Raw genomic sequence first — 18,401 nt, forward strand, 5'->3', positions numbered from 1 at the left:
AATCGGGTTACAATCCCAGCTTTTCTGCAGTTGCCGAAGGCACAGCCTCCTTATGGACCATAAAAAAGATGGTCTTGGCACGCATATAGGCCTCCGAAACGTAGTGGTATCCCTTATAGATGTGATTTCCGCTTCCCCAGGAGTTCTTCACCAGGTAAAACTTATTTCCTGCCTGGTCCCTGGCGATCCCGGTGATATGCATCAGGTGGTCGTCGGTGGTCCGGTAGTTATCGAACATCTCCTGGCGGTTCTCCTGGGTAATGGTCCGCTCCTTTTTGGGTGTGGAGAAGTCATAGAACAACGCCTCCTGCTCACTTTCCGAGAGTTCATCCCACCGGGCCCTTTCCAGTCCGTCCAGATCCTCAATCCCGGTGGAAGGCATCAGGGCCACTCCCTTTTTCCAGTCGTAGCTCCGCTCCCCCACATCGGCATCCCAGCACACGCTGTAGCCATTTTCCAGGGCAAAGTCCAGCAAGCCCATCATCTCGTCCAGGGGTACATTAGCAATGCTGCCCCACATCCAGTTATCGGGGATCTCCAGCAGGAAGTCCTGGTAGAACGGATGGTGGGTGTAGGAGCCAACTGCCACATAATCGCCGGGCTTCAGCTCCGTGGAACTCCCAAAAGAGGCCGGGGTAAATGATTCTCCCTGGTAGTCAAACTCCTCCGGAACCACTCCCAGATAGGCGTCCAGAATCCCCGTATAACCCGCCTTCCATACCGGAGATAGTTCCCGGTTGCGATTCTTGACCACCGCATCCACATAGGCCTTCAGCATCCCGTCCATCTCTACGTGAACGGGCAGCGAATCCCTGGTAGTAACTCCATCATACACCTCATCGGGCACCATGCCGTAATCCATCCAGATCTGGATCACATCCAGGGCGAGTCCTCCGGGTCCGAAATTCCCCTGGCCATGCAGTCGTACATACTTATCGGCCTTCATTTCATAAGCTTTCCTCACAAAAAACATCTCCGAAAGATCATGTGCCCCCTTACCGACGCGAAGAAGCTCCGATTCAATAAAACTGACCGATGCGAAGCTCCAGCAGGTCCCTGAGCGGTGCTGATCCTTCACAGGTGTAGCCGGTACAGAGGTGACCAAGGTGAATTCATACCCTTTGGGTGCTTCCTCTTTCTTCTTTTGCTGTCCGTACAGACCGGAACCTGAAACGGCCACACCGATTAATATCAGTGTCGTGTAAGGTATTAAATTTTTCATTTTGTTTGGTTTGGGTTCAAGCGCTTAAATTAGCAATATTCCTGAAGAATGGGGAAGTTGAACCCCGAAAATATTCGGGGAAGGGCCCGGTATAAATTTGAACCGGGAGATATTACAGGGAGACCCGGTTCAGGAACTCATGCACATGCTCGGCGTAGGACTTGGAGACGGGGAGGCGGATCTCTTCCGGTGAATCCATGTAGATGTAAAGGTTGGTACTGATCAGCTTCACCAGTTTGATATTCTCGAAATTCACCATGTAGGAGCGGTGGCAGCGCTGAATCAGGGTCCCCTCCAGCTCCTTCTCCAGCCGTTTCATGGTATTCCGAAGCATGATTTTTTTCACCTTACCCTTCTCCCTGCTATGCACCGTCACATAGTTGTCGGTCGACTCCACAAAGAGGATATCCTCCGATTTTATGGAAAAACGAAGCTTCTCGGTTTCATCGCGGAAGGTGATCATCTTCTTTTCCCGGAACTCCAGGGAGGTATTATTGGTCAGGTTCTCCAGCTTTTTGCGCTTATCCTTCATGGATAGGTAAAGCCAGGAGAGGGAGTAAGGAATGGCCAGAACCATCAGGGTAATAAAGAGGAGGCTGGTGAAGCGGTCCACCAGTTCCATGCCCGATTTCAGAAGGAGCAGGTCCACCGCCAGGTAGATCAGGGCCATAATCACGATCTCGGCCAGGTGCCAGAGCCCGAAGATCAGGTAGCTCATGCGGATTCTTCCCATCAACAGGAAAAAGACCAGCTTGCTGAGTACGATCCCCAGCATTCCGATAAGGATCATTACGCTGGAATTGAAAAAGAATTCCAGCCGGCTCATGTCAATCCGGGAAGCGGCATCAAAGGGGGCATAGGTATTAATAAACACGAGGGCGAAGATGGAGACAAACATCACCTGGGTAATGAGGATGGACTTATCTTTCAGATAGTCGGGGATTTCCTCGAAAATGATCTTCAAACTACTCATGGATCCTGATAATTTTAAGTTCGGTACGCCTGTTCCGGGCCCTTCCTGCCTCGGTGGCATTATCGTCCACCGGCAACATCTCCCCGTAACCGGCGGCCTCCAGCCTGCTCTGATCAATTCCTTTGCCTGTAAGATACTTCACCACACTCTGCGCCCTTTGCTCCGATAAGATCTGGTTATGTTCCGGTGTTCCGGTGTTGTCTGTATGTCCACTGATCTCCACCCCGATGGCCGGATTCAATGAAAGAAACTCATATACCCGCTTCAGTTCCACCCTCGATTCCGGCTTCAGACCAAAGGATTCGCTTTCATAAAAAATATTGTTCAGCACCACCCTGCTGCCTACCTGCACCGGATCAAGCGGGACATCCCTTCTCAAAGCTTCGGCCCGGCTGTGTATCCCGGTGAAAGTGAAATGCTCCGAATAGAACAGGTACCCGTCTGCCGAAACATTCAGGGCATAGTCCCGGCCGCTGGGCAGAGAGATCAGATAGTCGCCTTCGCCCGGGTAGGATTCCAGCTCCATGACTGCCTCTTCGCTCTCCAGGTCGATTAACTGTATAGCGGCCTTCAGTCCCTTCATATTTCGTGAATTGTATACCCGGCCCTTCATATAGGAAACAGGCACCGGTCTCATCTCCCGGGGCATTTCAAAGGAGTATATGTCTGTGTCGGTCCCCTCTCCCCTGTTGGATGCAAAATAGGCCCTGTTTCCCGCGGCATTCAGGCTCAGTCCGATATCATCAGCCCAGGTATTGATGGGATAGCCCAGGTTTACAGGCCGGCTCCATCCCGGGCTTCCATTGAACCTGGTAAGAAACAGGTCCCCCTGGCCCATACCCGGCCAGCCGGCGGATGAAAAATAGAGGCTCCGCTGATCAGGATGGATAAAAGGCGACTGTTCCAGTCCGGCTGTATTCACCGAATCGCCCAGGTTCACCGGATCGCTCCAGCTCTCCCCCATCCGTTCGGACATCCAGATATCATAAGAGCCCCGTCCTCCCGGACGGTTGGAAGTAAAATAGAGCCTGCGGCCATCGGCCGATATGGCAGGATGCTTCTCGCTGTAACGGCTGTTTACCGGGCTGCCGGCATTTTTTGGGCTGCTCCACCTTCCCTCTTCGAGCGTGGAGTAGTACAGATCGCACATTCCAAGCCCGTTGCGCCGGTTACAGGCGGTGAACCACAGGGTTTTTCCGTCAGCGGTCATGGACTGTGCTCCTTCATTATCGGGAGTGTTAAGGGGTGCCCCGGCATTTTTACGGGATTCCCAGGAATCCTCCTTCCGGGTGGAGTAGAAAAAATCCTCCTGCAGGGAGAGAGAATCTCCGCCCCAATGAATATCTGCCGGCAGCATGACCGTAAAGATCAGCATCTCCTCATCCACGGTCAGGGCGGGCCAGTACTCATTGAATTCCGAATTTACGGCAGGCCCCAGATTCTCTGGCTGAAAAGGTACCGGATTTTTCATGGCTTCCCGGGCAAAAAGGCATTTTTCTCTGATGGAAACAGCTGCATCCCTGTTCTTTAAGCGCTGAGGGGGGAAAGCAAGGTAACTCTCCGCCAGCTCCTCCGCCCCCCGGTAGTCGCCTGTCATCAGCTTCAGTCCCGCCAGAAGCCGGTAAGCCTCCGGATTACCTTCGGGATCAATTTCCAGGGTACGGGCATAATTGGAAATGGCCTCCTCCAATCGCCCCTGATCAAAGTAAAGCTGGGCCAGCATCTGGTAAGCCTCTATAAAATGCACATCCGCTTTTATGGCCTTTAACAGCGACTCCTCCACACAGGCATTATCCAGTAATTCATAGCAGGTTCTGGCCTCCTTAAACCGCTTGATGGCCTTTTTGGAGCTGGAACTGTAATACTGAGCCAGGAGCCCCTGCGCCAGAACCAGCAGTACGAAAAATCCTATGCCTCTTTTAAAGCCCATCTATGGGATGTGCATGTATTTGTGAGACTGTATGGAGATCATCCAGCGGGGATTCTGCTTGGAAAAATCAATAATCAGGGGCAGGATCTCTTCCCTCCGGCTCCATTCGGGCTGCAGGTAAAGCTTGCACTCCTCTCCTACCTTAGCCGCATTCTCCAGCGCCCAGGAAATATCATCCCCGGAAGCGATAATCACCTTCAGTTCGTCCGCCTCGGTGTAGATCGGCTCCAGGGGGGGTGCCTTCTTTTTTGGAGAGAGACAAATCCAGTCCCAGTGACCACTCAGTGCATAGGCCCCGCTGGTCTCCAGGAAGGTTTCGATCCCCCGTTCCTTCAACATTACGGTCAGGATTTCCATGTTAACCATTAAGGGCTCTCCGCCTGTAACAACCACAGCTGCAGCGGGATATTGCATCACATGATCGACAATCTGCTCCACCGGCACCACCGGATGAAGTGCTGGATTCCACGAAAACTTTGTATCGCACCAGCTGCAACCCACATCGCATCCGCCTACCCGTATAAAATATGCCGCTTTCCCTGTATGGAAGCCCTCACCCTGTATGGTATAAAACTCTTCCACCAGGGGGATCTGCCTTCCTCCCTCAAAAATCTTCTGATCAAAATCCATTTGTAAATAATCCCTCTTAGAAAACAAAGGTAATGAACAATTGGGGTCGGTAAATGCAGAATCCCGCTTTTTTATTAATTTGGACTTCTAAATATCCGACTCATGAAAGCAATCAATACTGCACTCTGCTCCTATGGAATGTCGGGCCTGGTCTTTCACGGTCCGCTCCTCGAAACCCATCCCGGTTATAAAGTGGGGAAAATTCTGGAAAGACACCGCCACGATTCCAGAGGCAGGCACCAGGGCGCCCGGCTGGTCAGGGATTTTGAGGCGATCATCGGGGATCCTTCCATCGAACTGGTGGTGGTCAACACTCCCGATCACCTCCATATGGATATGGCTTCCCGGGCCATGGAGGCAGGCAAACATGTGGTGGTGGAGAAGCCCTTCACCCTGAAGACCGGTGACGCGGACCGCCTGATAGAGATTTCCGAAAAACAGGGCGTTATGCTAAGTGTATATCAGAACAGGCGCTGGGATGGGGTTTACCTCACCGTAAAGGAAGTGCTGGCTTCGGGAAAACTTGGGCGCCTGGTGGATTTTGAGGTACACTTCGACCGCTTCAGAAACTATATTAAGGAGTCGTGGAAGGACCAGTCCAACGGAACCGGAACCCTTTACAACCTGGGGTCGCACCTGATCGATCAGACCCTGAACCTTTTTGGCATGCCCGACCGTTTGTTCTGTGATACCCGGATGCTGCGCGACGGGGCTCTGACCGACGATAGTTATGATCTCTGGCTGCATTATCCGGAGTTCAAATGCATGCTGCGCTCCAGCTATCTGGTGCGGGAGCAGGGTCCCAGCTTTATGCTCCACGGGACCGAAGGCTCTTTCCTGGCCTGGGGCTCCGATCCCCAGGAGCGGGACCTGAAAGCCGGATTGATCCCGGGATCCGAAGGCTGGGGTATGGATCCCGATTTCAGCCATGCAAGAATCAATACCGATGTGAACGGGGAGCACCTGGAAGGCGATTACCCGCTGCAGGCCGGCAACTATATGGCCTATTATGACAACATCTATGAGGTCATTCGAAACGGCGCCCCGCTGATAGTCACACCCCGTCAGGCCAGGGATGTGATCCGGGTCATCGAAGCGGCCTATGAAAGCAGCCGGAAAGGCGAAGTGGTCAGATTAAGCTAGCTACCTGGCGGAGAAATCCTTAAAGATGGCCTCTATCTCCTGGCGGTTCAGCTCTCCGGAAGCCACGACAAAACGGTGACGAAAGCTCAGGGATTCCCCCTTTTTCAAAAGCAGATGAAACTTGTCAAGCTCCCGGTTATAAACCTGACGGCCCAGGTTATTTATGGAAAAAAGCCCATAGTCCCTGGCATGCCAGCAGGAAGGGTAAGAGATATTCTCCGGGTGGTCCATAAGGATCAGTGAACAGGCGGAACCCCCTCTGGTCCCGGTCAGCCTGACCCACCGGGCCCTTTTCCCCCAGACTTCCCTGCCCTGATCTCCTTCACTGTTCAGGTACCATCCGGTGAGCCCCTCCTTATCCAGAGCCGCCACTCCGTCAGAAACCTCCGGGGGGAGTTCAAAAGCCCGGTCGACCCGGATAGCCAGCATCCCTTCCTTATTATCGGTAAACTCGACCCGGTCGGCTACGGCGGTAAGCCTGGTGATCCGGTCCACCATCCAGACACCCTCACTACCCCGGAAAAGATAAGTGGCAGACTCTTCAAGCATTCGGATGGAATAAGCATTATCCGGGGCCACCCAGTCCATCCTGACCTTCAGAACCCCAAGCTCACCCACAGTTTCCGCCTGTTCGACAGTCCGGTGAACAATCCTGCCATAGGCTCCTTTGCGTTCCTCGGCCACGGCATTGGAGTTGTTCCAGAAGTCATATCCGTTCACATCCCCGAAATTGAACCAGAGCCCCACGTGATGCGGATGATCGACACGTTCCTTTTCCCTGGGAGCTATGGGAAATCCGCGGGTGACCGGCAGGCCATCCGGCGCATAAATGGGATAAAGCACCGGTTTCTCCAGGGCAGCGTAGAAACGGTACGATGTAAACAGCTCTCCGTCCATCCAAACCTCCACCCGGTCCAATTCTTCCTGAAGCTTTAACTGGACAGAAGCATTTATCTGTGCAAAAATGGATGGTGCCAAAGAGAGGGCCACGCAGAGCATAAGAACTGGTTTTTTCATGAGATCGGGAATTAGCTTGTTAAGGGCCGGAAGGAGCGGCCCGTCTCACGGTAAATACATATCCGTCCTTTTCCATAAGCACCTCCAGTTCCGGATAGCGCTCCAGGTAAATATCCTTCTTATTTACTTTAATCACAAAATAGGCATCCCGGTCCAGGGAACCGGTCATCAGTCGCTCTATACTGTCATCCTCCTCACCGGGTTGTTTGTCGAAATAAAAGAGGTGCGTAAAGCTCTTGAATCCCAGAGTATTCACATAAACATCCTGTCCCCGGAGACTCTTATAGAATTTAACAGCAACTCTTTGATTATAACCTTCCACACGTTCGGTAAAGAGTGAGATGGAGGCAAATACAAACAGGAGAACCACCAGATGGAGGATCACCATCCCGCTCCAGTCTCTGCGGAGAATCTGAACCGATGCAAAGATGACACCCAGGAAGAGAAAAAGGCCGGTGATCCATTCATAACCACTCCAGTGAACATTCCGCTTGAGTGCTTCCGTAGCGAAGGGCCCTATGAATGAGAAATTCTTGCCAAGCAGCCAGTTGTAATGGTCGGTGATCAAGGGGAAAACGATGGCCATGCCGGAAAGCAGGAGGGCAATCAGAAAGATCAGCAGCACCTGCCAGCCACCAATCTCTATTTTCCGGTCGAGCCATTTGTCCCACACCCAGGCAGCCAGGAAGGTCAGTGGAAAATAGCCCAGTGAGCTGTAGTGAAGCAGCTTGGTATTAACCATGGAGAATACGATCAGGATCACCAGCAACAGAATGTACATCCACTGCCGGAACAAGCGTTGTAATTCGGTATCTTCCGCCTTCTTGGTAATGCTCTTCATGGCAATCACCGAGGCAGGGAAGACCCCGACGAGAAGAACCACCAGGTGATAACCGAAGAATCCGTCATGGACACTGCTTTGTGTGGAAAGCAGCTTGATCTGGTAGTTGATAAACTCCCGGATGATCCCGGAATTTCCGCTGGCCGCCTGGAACAGGAACCAGCTCCCCCCTACTGCTGCCAGAACCAAGAAAAAAACAAGTACATGAACCACCGTGGTGGATATCCGGAAGCGTTTCAGAGCCAGGAAGGCCAGAAAACAAAGCAGGAAGATCAGGATGGCCACCGGCCCTTTGGTCATCACAGCAAGCCCGAAGAAAACAGCTGATATAATCAGGTTCTTTACCTGTCCCGTCGCACGGTCCGGGTCAAAGTAAAAAATAAACCTGGAAATCCCAATGAAAATAAAGAGGTTGAACCATGGATCAATGATCCCGGATTTAAAGAAGAAAAAGGGAAGTATGGCTGCCGCGTAGGAGAGGATCCATAACAGTCCGAAGCGGTGTCCGTAAATTTTACGTCCGAAGGAATAAAGCATCATCAGGGATAAAATTCCACAGATAACATTGGGAAATCTGGCAGCGAATTCATTGATTCCGAATATTTTCATGGAGACTGCCTGAAGCCAGAAAAAGAGCGGGGGCTTTTCCGGAGAAGGTTCAAAATCTATCTGTACCGTCAGATAATCTCCGGTAACAATCATTTCCCTGGCCGATTCGGCATAGTTGGTCTCATCGGAATCGAAGAGATGAACCGAACCCAGAAAAGGAAGAAGGAAGAGAAGTGAAAGCACCACAATCCCCGCGTAAACCAGAATCCTCCGAAGTATAGTATCACCCAGCATAGACCCCAAAAGTACTAAAATTTTGTCCCATTTAGGATCAGATAATTTTTCATACTTTTACCTTCCTAAAAGGACAGGGATATGAACACAGCGCAGCTAAAAGAGACTTTCTACAGTTTATATGGAGAGAATGAACACAGAACCCGCCTCTTTTTCTCCCCCGGACGGGTAAACCTGATCGGGGAGCACACCGACTACAACGGTGGGTATGTATTTCCGTGTGCACTCTCCTTTGGCACCTACCTGGCATTAAGAAAAAACAACAAACGCCTGGTTCGCTTTGCCACTGCCAATTTTGACCACCGGGGTGAGGTGAATCTCGACGAGCCCTTTGAAAAAGAGGGCAAATCCTGGATCAATTATCCGGTGGGTGTGTTAAACGAGCTGCGAAAAAAAGCAAAAGAGATCGAGGGAGTGGACCTGTTTTACTCCGGAGATATTCCTAACGGGGCCGGGCTCTCCTCATCCGCCTCCATCGAGATGGTTACCGCTTTTGCCGTGAACGAGATTTTTGCTTTTGGGATGGACCGGATGGAGCTGGTTAAACTCTCACAAAAGGCAGAAAATAATTTTGTGGGAGTAAACTGCGGCATTATGGACCAGTTTGCCTCGGGGATGGGAGCCGCTGATCATGCCCTGTTTCTGAATTGTGACACACTTGATTACGAGCGCGTTCCACTGAAACTCAAGGGAATGAAGATCGTCATTGCCAACACCAATAAGCGGAGGGGACTGGCCGACTCAAAATACAATGAGCGAAGGGCACAGTGTGAATCGGCCGTAGAGATTCTTGGCAGCGGGAAAAAGATCAGGAACCTGAGCGATCTGAACCTGGAGGAGTTTAACGGCCTTTCCCCCCTCATTGAGGACGAAACCATCCGGAAACGGGCCCGCCATGTGATTACCGAAAACAACCGTACCCTGGGTGCCATAGAAGCCCTCAGCCAGGGGGATATCGTGTCTTTTGGCCGGTTGATGAACCAGTCGCACGATTCGCTGCGGGACGATTATGAGGTAAGCGGAACCGAGCTCGACACCCTGGTGGAGGAGGCTCGTAAAATAGAGGGGACCATCGGCAGCAGGATGACCGGTGCCGGATTTGGCGGATGCACGGTAAGCATTGTCAAAGAGGAGCAGGTGGAGACCTTTATCCGGGAGGTTGGCCGGGCCTATAAGGAGCGGACCGGCCTTACTGCCGATTTCTACGTGGCAGAGGTGGGCGACGGGTCCAAAGAGATCGTCTGATCCTTAGCGGACCATCAGCTCTGTTCTCAGCAGATCCTCAGAGGCCGACGAAGGCCCCACCAGGATCTCGTACATCCCGGGTTCCACCACATAATCCCCCGCTTCCGGATCCCAGTAGGATAATTCCTCCGGACCCAGTGTCATGGTTGCCACAATCGTTTGTCCCGCTTTCACCTTTATCCGTTCAAATCCCCGGAGATCTTTTACAGGTCGGGCCTCCTCTGATTCCACATCCCGGATATAGAGCTGCACCACCTCTTCTCCGTCCCGCTCCCCGGTATTGCTCACCTCCACACTTACGGTAAGGGATTCGCCCTGGCCAATCTCGTTCCGCTCCAGGATCAGATTATCATAGAAAAAAGTGGAATAACTCAGGCCATAGCCAAAGGGATAGAGCACCTCCCCTTCGAAATAGCGATAGGTGCGAGCGGCCATATCATAGTTCTCAAAGGGCGGCAGGTCATTCACGGACCTGTAGAAAGTCACCGGCAGTCTTCCGGCCGGATTATAATCCCCGAACAGGACATCGGCAACTGCTTCGCCAGCTGCCTCGCCTCCATACCAGGCCTGCAGGATGGCCGGAACCGTTTTTTGTTCCGCTGTAACAGAAACGGCCGAACCGGTCATCAGCACCAGGCTTACCGGCTTGCCGGTGGCCGCGATCTGCCGGATCAGTTGCCGCTGGACAGCCGGCAGATCCAGCGAGGTTCTGTCCCCTGCCTGGAAACCCTCCAGTTCCAGTCCCCGCATCTCCTCCCCTTCCAGCCGGGCAGTAAGCCCCATAACCAGTACCACCTGATCGGCCCAGCGGGCAGCCTGCAGGGCTTCCCAGGCCAGGGGCAACCCGGGTTCCTCCCAGTGCAGGGTGCAGGTGAAATCGCCGTGAATGTCCTGCCCCAGAACCTGAATCTCATAGGCCCTGCCTGCCACCAGGTCCACTTTTTGGTAAACCTGGTTGGGATGATGAATATTGTGATGACGAATCAGAGTATCGCCCTCAAAAACAAACTTAAAGAACTTACCATTTACTCCCAGAGCATGGGTGCCGCTCTTTTCCGGAACCAGGTATCCGCTCCACTTCACCGTATAATTGTCGTCTGTCAGCCCCTCCACCGGAGGCTCCCCGTCCCACCAGTAAAAATCCACCTGCTCATCGGTCCGCTCCAGAAGAGGCGGCCCCAGCAGATTTAAATCCGGATAGAAAGCAGCCTTCATCCCATTTTCATGCATCTCCTCCGAAGTAAACAGGTTTTCGGGTGGTACGGCAGTCAGGTAGGGTAAAGCGCTGTGATGCGGACAGCCCTGTGCATAACGCACTTCGGCAGCGGCTCCCAGCTTGGCCCTGATGCCGTCCAGCACGCTCACCGGGGCCACCGGTGTCCCGTTGTAGTTCCCGTTCTGTACATCCACGTTATGAGCATTCGGACCAATCACGGCCACACGCTTCAGCTCCTTGCTCAGGGGGAGCGTATTCCTGTCGTTCTTAAGCAGCACCATGGACTTACGTGCCATCTCCCTGGCTATCTCTTTATGAGCTTCCGCAGCCAGGGTATCCACCGGGATGGAGGACCAGGGAAGCATCTCATCCGGATCGAACATGCCCAGTTTCATACGGGCCAGCATCAGCCGCCCGGTTGCCTCATCAATTTCCTTCTCAGTGATAAGCCCCTGCTTAACTGCCTCAACCAGGCCTTCATACTGATCCCCACAGTTCAGATCTGTCCCCGACAGGACCCCCAGGGCCGCTGCCTCCTCCCTGGTCTCAACTACCTGATGGCCCTGGTGAAAATCATAAATGGCCCCGCAATCGGAGACTATGTACCCCCGAAAACCCAGCTCTCCTCTCAGCAGTTCCTCCTGCAAAGGGGCACTGCCGCAGCAGGGTTCTCCCTGGTAACGGTTATAGGCACACATGACCGAATAGACCTGTCCTTTCTCGACGGTTTTCTTAAATGCAGGCAGATAGGTATCCCTGAAATCCCGCTCACTGACCACGGCATCAAACTCGTGCCGCAGGGGCTCGGGTCCGCTGTGCACGATATAATGTTTGGAAGTGGCCACCGTTTTCAGGTAACGGGGATCATCTCCCTGCAGTCCCCGGATAAACTGTACCCCCATCTCGCCGGTCAGGTACGGATCCTCCCCGTAAGTCTCATGTCCCCTGCCCCAGCGGGGATCCCTGAAGATATTGATATTGGGCGACCAGAAAGTAAGGCCCTGGTACATCCCGTGCTTCCCCCTGGAGAAGTAGTCGTGATACTTGGCCCTGGCCTCCGTGGAGGTCACATCGGCCATGCGAAACATCATGTCCCGGTCAAAGGTGGCCGCCATCCCGATGGCCTGAGGAAAGACAGTTGCCTTTCCGGAGCGGGCCACCCCGTGCAGACATTCGTTCCACCAGTTATACTCCGGAATACCCAGCCGCTCCACCGCATCGGCATAGTGGGTGAGCTGACCCACCTTCTCCTCCAGGCTCATCCGGGAGACCAGGTCGGCCGCCCGGGTTTCAAAATCAAGATCAGTATCCAGGTAAGGCAGGCGCTTCCCTTCACAGGAGAAAAGCAATAAAAACAGGCAAAAGATGGACAGGGTCTTCAGTTTCATGACAAGCCGCTTAAAAGGTTTATCAATGTTACAAAATTTATTGTTAATCGCTCTGATCTCACTATCTTGAGCGATGGCTTGTAAACAAATTAAGCATTCACGATGAAACACGCATTTACCACCATTTCCCTTTTTTTTATACTTGCAGCGGCAGTTCAGGCACAGGAGCAAGCATCACTTACAGAAGCAGACTACCGGCAGGCTGCAGCCATGCTCCGGGGCAATGTCGATAAACTTATTGATAAGGACATCAGGCCGCAATGGACTGCCGACGGAAGGATCTGGTACCGCTGTCTGACCGAAACCCGGGGGGAGTATAAACTGGTAAACCCGCAGAACGGAAAAGTGATCACTGCAGAGTCCAGGGAAGATTTGTTTGAAAAAGGATCGGTGGAACAGGAAGAGAGGAGAGGATCGCGCACGGAGTCCCTTTCTCCCGATGGCAGGCATGTGGTTTTTATTAAGGACTGGAACCTGTGGATCAGAGAGGTGGAAAGCGGTGAGGAAAGGGCCCTGACCACCGATGGAATCAAGAACTTTGGCTATGCCACCGACAATGCAGGATGGAAACGCAGCGACAGGCTCATCCTGAGCTGGTCGCCCGACTCCAGAAAGATCGCCACCTTTCAGCAGGATCAAAGACATGTCAGCAGCATGTACCTGGTGAAAACCACGGTAGGCGCCCCGGAACTGATGGAATGGAAGTATCCCCTGCCCGGTGATGAGGATATCATCCGGATACACCGGGTAATCATCGATATTTCCGGAGAGCCCGGGGTGATCCGTCTGAAACTGGCTCCTGATGCCCGCAGGGGAACCCTCTGCGATGATATCTCCTGCGAAGGAGGCCTGGACGATGTGGCCTGGAGCGAGGACAGCAAAAAGCTGGTTTTTGTGTCCACCAGCCGCGACCACAAAGAGGAACATGTGCGGATTGCCGATTGCGAGACCGGGGAGGTCAGGGATATTTTTGAAGAAATCGTTGAGACCCAGTATGAATCGGGCCAGGGGACTATCAACTGGAAATACTTTTCCGGAACCAATGAAATCATCTGGTATTCGGAACGAAGCGACTGGGGCCATCTCTACCTCTACGACGCCCTTTCGGGAAAGAAAAAACATCCCATCACTTCAGGGGATTTTGTCGTCAGGGAAATACTGGAAATCGATAAGGAAAAGCGCCTTATCTACTTTATTGCCAGCGGAAAGGAGGAAGGTAATCCCTATTACCGCTACCTCTACCGGGTGAATTTCAGCGGAGAAAACCTGACCCTGCTGACGCCCGAAACCGGCGATCACAGCATCCGGTTTTCCCCGGATGGAAAGGCCTTTATCGACTCCTACTCGCAATCCCACATCCCCCCGGTGCACCTGGTACGGAATACCAGCGGTGAACTGCTTACCGGGCTGGAGCAAACCGATATTTCCAGGCTGCAGGCCAGTGGCTGGAAAGTTCCCCTTCCATTCACCGTCCGTTCGGCCAACGATCGTTGGGATTTGTACGGAATTATGCATACTCCTTCTGAAATGGATCCGGATCAGAAGTACCCGGTGATCGTCTATATCTATCCGGGGCCCCAGGGTGGCAGTGTGCGCTCCTGGAGCTTTATGGCCGCCCGGGGAGATAATCAGGCCCTGGCCGAACTGGGATTTGTGGTGGTGGCCCTGGAAGGAAGCTGCAATCCCAACCGGTCGAAATCCTTCCACGATGCCTGCTACGGGGATATGGGTGAAAATACACTCCCCGACCAGGTGGCCGGCCTGAAACAGCTGAAGCAGAGATTCCCCTTCCTGGATCTGGACCGCGTGGGAATCTGGGGCCACTCCGGGGGAGGATTTGCCACCGCTGCTGCCATGTTCAAATACCCGGATTTATTCAAAGTGGGGATCGCCGAATCGGGCAATCACGACAACCGGAATTACGAAGACGACTGGGGGGAACGGTACATCGGACTTGAAGTCCCGGACAGTGAAGGGCTAAGCAACTACCACCGGCAGGCCAACCAGACCCATGCAGAAAACCTGAAGGGTAAACTATTCCTGATTCACGGGGGCATGGACGACAATGTTCCGCCCTACAACACCTACCTGGTGGCCGATGCACTGATCAAAGCACAGAAAGATTTTGATTTCCTGCTGCTCCCCAATGCCCGTCATGGCTATGGCAGCGACGGCAACTACATCATGCGCAGGCGCTGGGACTATTTTGTGTTCCACCTCCTGCGGGCAACGCCGCCAAAGGAATTTAAAATTGAGATCGATTCAGACCCGAGAACCAGTTAAAACCGGAGCGCCCCGTGATGATATATGGATCCTCCGGAAGGGTCCGCTATGATTTCTAAACAGATCGGCTCATGGAAAAGAAAAGCGAAATAAGCCCCCGGGAACGGAAAGCTCTACTGCGAAAAATGCTGGTCCGCTTTTCCTTTCTTCCTCTGGTGTTTGCCCTGAGGATTCTCAACGAAGAAAAAGTCCTCAAAGAGAATCCGGAGGGATATAAGAAGTACTGTCAAAAAATCAGGTACCGGCTAATCCCCGGTATTTGGTAAATTCTTCAGACCATATAGAAACATATCAGATGAAAACAAATGTAAGAGTATTGCTTTTGGTGCTGCTCCCTGTGTTTGGGCTTCCCTCCTGCGCAGAGGAAGAGGGCTGGACCAGCTTGCTGGATGAGAACCTTTCTCAATGGGACAGGTACCTGAGCTACAGTCACGAAGTGGGCTATGACGGGCAACAGCCCGTGGACCAGCATGGAAATTTAATCGCTCCCATTGGTCTGAACCAGGAAGGGTACGGGGTTTTTACCATGATCCAGGAGGACCAGGCACCGGTTTTAAGAGTCAGCGGAGAAGTATATGGCTGTGTGATCAGCAAACAGAGCTATTCCAATTATCATCTCCGTTTGCAGGTGAAATGGGGAGAAAAAAAGTGGGATCCAAGGAAAAACCTGCTGATGGACTCCGGAGTGCTCTACCATTCCATAGGGGACTACGGAATTGATCACTGGAGATCCTGGATGCTATCCCAGGAATTTCAGATTATGGAGGGTCATATGGGCGATTACTGGGGGATCGCAAACTCTGCCATCGACATCCGGGCCTTTATCCCGGAGTATATCATGAATCCGGTTGCCGATCCGGGCCAGGACTTTCTCAAATTTGGAGCCGGCGAAGAGCTCCCGGGCTTTTGCCTTCGAAGTGCCAGTTATGAAAAACCTCGTGGAGAGTGGAATACACTGGAGCTAATATGCTATGAAGATAAGAGCCTGCACCTGATCAATGGCGAGGTGGTCATGGTACTCCGGAATTCCAGATATGTGCAGGATGGAGAAAGCTTTCCCCTGACCAGAGGAAAGATCCAGTTGCAGAGCGAGGCTGCCGAAGTCTATTTTAAATCGATCGAAATCAGACCCCTGGAAACCCTTCCTGAGAGATTCAGATCTTTGTTTTAGCATGTCAGGACAGAAATCTGAAACCAGGAGTTGATAAAGAATTCTACTCCAACACCGTGTAGTATACCTCCAGTTTGGGCCGGAGTTGCTCCTCTTCATGATCACTGGACGAGAGGACCAGTATCTTGTAGGGGGATTCCTCCACAAACTTCAGACAAAACCCGTAACTGTCCGAGGGATGGCTTGTGTAATCTTCCACCAGGGAACTTATGTCCATATCCGGGAAACTCTGGTTCGGGTAAATGGCACCACTCACTTGTACCAGATTGGAATACGACACAGCGGGCTGGGTGCTCCAGCTCACCGTCGACTCGTCCCAAGCGGTGATCAGGCGCTGAATGGTAAAACTGGTTTCTCCCGAATGGCCCGTCGCATAGGCGGAACCCGGATTGAAGAATATAGACAGGTAAGCACTGTCAATGCTGGCTTCAGACGGAATGCCGCTCAGATCAAAATCTATGAGCGACCGGTTCACATTCAGAATTCCTTCCTGAGTCCAGGCATAGAGAAGCAGGTTCTCCATGCTTCCGTAGTTGTTGTCCGGCACCAGGAAACTGATAACCGCATCCCTCCCGCTGGCGGCGTCCGGCTGGACACTGAAATAGTATTGTTTTGGTTCGGGCATATCATTCAGCTGGATGGTCATCAGGGCGGTGGAGGACAAAGACTGCTCATGGGAATCACTTACGGTGACCCGGACCAGTAAACTAGCTTTTGTTTCGTAGTCAAATCCGGTCGAATCCATTACATACAGGATCCCGCTGGCTGAATCAATGCGGACACTGGCAAAGTCGTCCGTTTCCTCCACCTGGAAGGACAGGCTTTGATGAGACTCCTGGTCCGTGGCTGCCACCTGTCCGATTTCCTGACCCTTGCCCGGATTTTCATCGATGGAGAATTCCTGGGATTCAAGTTCCGGAGCGAATTCGTTCACATCCTCTATGCTGACCCGAATCTCCGCAGATGATTCCAGTGCTTCCTTCCTGTGCTCATCCGATACTGAAACTCTCAGGGTAATTGAGTTATATGCTCGTAATTCAGGTTCGCCGGATCCAGCACGGATAAGGTTCCGCCTGATGGGTCTATGGTACAGATTCCTTCGTCGTTGCCATCAATGATCGCATATGCCAGGACCTGGCCTTCGTCCCGGTCAGAGGCTTCCACCCTGCCAATGACGGTTCCGGCCGGACTGTTTTCTTCCACGCTGAACTCCTGATCAACAATTTCCGGGGCAAACTCATTTTTATTACACGAAAAAAAGAGGGTACTTAACAGGAACGCGCCTGCAATTCTGCTGAGGGTTTTCATAAATGTGCCGGTTTTGAATGGTTCATATAAGTAAGATACGGGCCAAAGAGACTAATAGTTGCTCCAGTTTTACTGTTTCAGGGCAAAATATTGAGCGTCACTCCCTGCAATGTTCAGTATTTATGATCTTTCCGTTGTTTCTGATAGGTTTTTACCATTCTTCCAAACTCCTTTTCTTTTCTTTTTCTTTCCATCGCATCGGATTCAAAATGCTCTTTCTCCTTTTCCATTTTTCGGAAATTGAGATAGGAATCCTGCTCCAGTTCACCTCTTTCAAGGGCCGCAAGCACCGCACATCCTTTCTCACTGAGGTGTGTACAATCTTTAAACCTGCAGTTTTGAGCAAAGGCCAGGATGGATTCAAAGGTAGTTTCCAGTCCGCCTCCTGCATCCGCTATTCCCACCTCCCGCATGCCGGGATTATCTATCAGGATACCTCCCTGGTCGAGCACGACCAGCTCCCGGTGGCTGGTGATGTGCCTTCCTTTGTTCACACTTCCACTGATCTCACCTGTTTTCATTTGCTGATTGCCGCAGAGATGATTGATCAGGGTGGATTTCCCGGCCCCGGAGCTACCAAGCAGGCAATAGGTCTTCCCTTTTTCGATAAGTCCGCCTATGGAGTCATAGCCGATGGTCCGACTGCTGACCGGAAGGATGGGTACCCCGATAATCCGTTTCCCAAGCTGATCGATTTTTGACTGCAGCCGGGAGTCGCTGATCAGATCGGTTTTGCTCAGTACAATAAAGGGTTCGATCCGGGCGGAATAGCATATGGTCAGGTACCTTTCCAATCTGTTTATATTAAAATCCCGGTCGACAGCCTGCACCAGCAGGGCAACATCTATGTTCGCGGCAATGATCTGGCTCTGTCCGGGCTTCCCGGCCGCTTTTCTTTCCAGGACGCTTTTCCGCGGGTAAATCGTATGGATCAGAGCTTTTCCCTCGTCATATTGGGGAAAAGCCACCCAGTCACCCACCGCAGGAAAGTCCTTCCGGCTTTCTGCCGTGAAACGCAGATTACCGATGAGCTCCGCATCCAGCTCCCCGCCGGGGCTTTTAAGCACATACCGCTCCTTGTGTTCAGAAATGACCCTCCCCAGTTCAAATCTGTCCAGGCCCTCCTGTTTTCTATATTGCTCAAGCTCGGGGGTGTATCCTAAATCCTGGTAAGTTCTTGTTTGCACTTTG

Annotated in this window: 15 protein-coding genes; 5 read left to right on the forward strand and 10 right to left on the reverse strand. The window is 52.3% G+C overall.

The genetic code is table 11. From position 1 onward, the window contains the following. Positions 1-7: 7 nt before the first annotated feature. The 4 genes from P1P86_03615 to P1P86_03630 all read right to left on the reverse strand — a co-directional run bounded on the left by P1P86_03615 (position 8) and on the right by P1P86_03630 (position 4,755). A complete protein-coding gene (locus tag P1P86_03615) occupies positions 8-1,222 on the reverse strand; it encodes a C1 family peptidase (protein MDF1574262.1) in 1,215 nt (404 codons plus the stop codon). 112 nt (positions 1,223-1,334) lie between these two features. Beyond that, positions 1,335-2,195, reverse strand: coding sequence for a LytTR family DNA-binding domain-containing protein (locus tag P1P86_03620; protein MDF1574263.1), 861 nt, complete (start codon positions 2,193-2,195; stop codon positions 1,335-1,337). After that, positions 2,188-4,125, reverse strand: coding sequence for an OmpA family protein (locus tag P1P86_03625; protein MDF1574264.1), 1,938 nt, complete (start codon positions 4,123-4,125; stop codon positions 2,188-2,190). The genes P1P86_03620 and P1P86_03625 overlap by 8 nt, the downstream gene beginning before the upstream one ends. Next, positions 4,126-4,755 (reverse strand): 7-carboxy-7-deazaguanine synthase QueE, encoded by a 630-nt coding sequence (locus tag P1P86_03630; GenBank protein MDF1574265.1) that lies wholly within the window; start codon positions 4,753-4,755, stop codon positions 4,126-4,128. Positions 4,756-4,857: 102 nt separating this feature from the next. Here P1P86_03630 and P1P86_03635 point away from each other — a divergent pair, with 102 nt between their 5' ends. Further along, positions 4,858-5,898 (forward strand): Gfo/Idh/MocA family oxidoreductase, encoded by a 1,041-nt coding sequence (locus tag P1P86_03635; protein ID MDF1574266.1) that lies wholly within the window; start codon positions 4,858-4,860, stop codon positions 5,896-5,898. Here P1P86_03635 and P1P86_03640 read toward each other — a convergent pair whose 3' ends face one another. Beyond that, a complete protein-coding gene (locus tag P1P86_03640; protein MDF1574267.1) occupies positions 5,899-6,915 on the reverse strand; it encodes a PmoA family protein in 1,017 nt (338 codons plus the stop codon). Between the two features lie 19 nt (positions 6,916-6,934). Then, entirely contained in the window at positions 6,935-8,599 is a 1,665-nt protein-coding gene (locus P1P86_03645) for a glycosyltransferase family 39 protein (GenBank protein MDF1574268.1), read from the reverse strand. Positions 8,600-8,680: 81 nt separating this feature from the next. Here P1P86_03645 and P1P86_03650 point away from each other — a divergent pair, with 81 nt between their 5' ends. Next, positions 8,681-9,844, forward strand: coding sequence for a galactokinase (locus P1P86_03650; protein ID MDF1574269.1), 1,164 nt, complete (start codon positions 8,681-8,683; stop codon positions 9,842-9,844). A gap of 3 nt (positions 9,845-9,847) precedes the next feature. Here the strand turns inward: P1P86_03650 and P1P86_03655 are convergent, their stop codons facing one another. Continuing rightward, positions 9,848-12,448 (reverse strand): glycoside hydrolase family 3 C-terminal domain-containing protein, encoded by a 2,601-nt coding sequence (locus tag P1P86_03655; GenBank protein MDF1574270.1) that lies wholly within the window; start codon positions 12,446-12,448, stop codon positions 9,848-9,850. Positions 12,449-12,550: 102 nt separating this feature from the next. On the opposite strand from P1P86_03655, the gene P1P86_03660 reads away from it, so the two are divergent. The 3 genes from P1P86_03660 (at position 12,551) to P1P86_03670 (ending at position 15,902) form a co-directional block, all read left to right on the forward strand. Further along, positions 12,551-14,731, forward strand: coding sequence for a DPP IV N-terminal domain-containing protein (locus P1P86_03660; GenBank protein MDF1574271.1), 2,181 nt, complete (start codon positions 12,551-12,553; stop codon positions 14,729-14,731). 71 nt (positions 14,732-14,802) lie between these two features. Beyond that, positions 14,803-14,997, forward strand: coding sequence for a hypothetical protein (locus tag P1P86_03665; protein MDF1574272.1), 195 nt, complete (start codon positions 14,803-14,805; stop codon positions 14,995-14,997). 29 nt (positions 14,998-15,026) lie between these two features. Further along, positions 15,027-15,902, forward strand: a complete 876-nt coding sequence (locus tag P1P86_03670) for a DUF1080 domain-containing protein (GenBank protein MDF1574273.1) — start codon at positions 15,027-15,029, stop codon at positions 15,900-15,902. 43 nt (positions 15,903-15,945) lie between these two features. Here the strand turns inward: P1P86_03670 and P1P86_03675 are convergent, their stop codons facing one another. The 3 genes from P1P86_03675 to rsgA all read right to left on the reverse strand — a co-directional run bounded on the left by P1P86_03675 (position 15,946) and on the right by rsgA (position 18,397). Further along, positions 15,946-16,836: a DNRLRE domain-containing protein gene (locus P1P86_03675; protein MDF1574274.1), complete on the reverse strand. Its 891-nt coding sequence runs from the start codon at positions 16,834-16,836 to the stop codon at positions 15,946-15,948. A 74-nt stretch (positions 16,837-16,910) separates the two neighbouring features. After that, a complete protein-coding gene (locus tag P1P86_03680) occupies positions 16,911-17,210 on the reverse strand; it encodes a cadherin domain-containing protein (protein MDF1574275.1) in 300 nt (99 codons plus the stop codon). Between the two features lie 113 nt (positions 17,211-17,323). Continuing rightward, positions 17,324-18,397, reverse strand: coding sequence for a ribosome small subunit-dependent GTPase A (gene rsgA / locus P1P86_03685; GenBank protein ID MDF1574276.1), 1,074 nt, complete (start codon positions 18,395-18,397; stop codon positions 17,324-17,326). Between the last annotated feature and the right edge of the window lie 4 nt (positions 18,398-18,401).

The sequence above is a fragment of the Bacteroidales bacterium genome (genome assembly GCA_029210725.1).
GTDB lineage: Bacteria > Bacteroidota > Bacteroidia > Bacteroidales.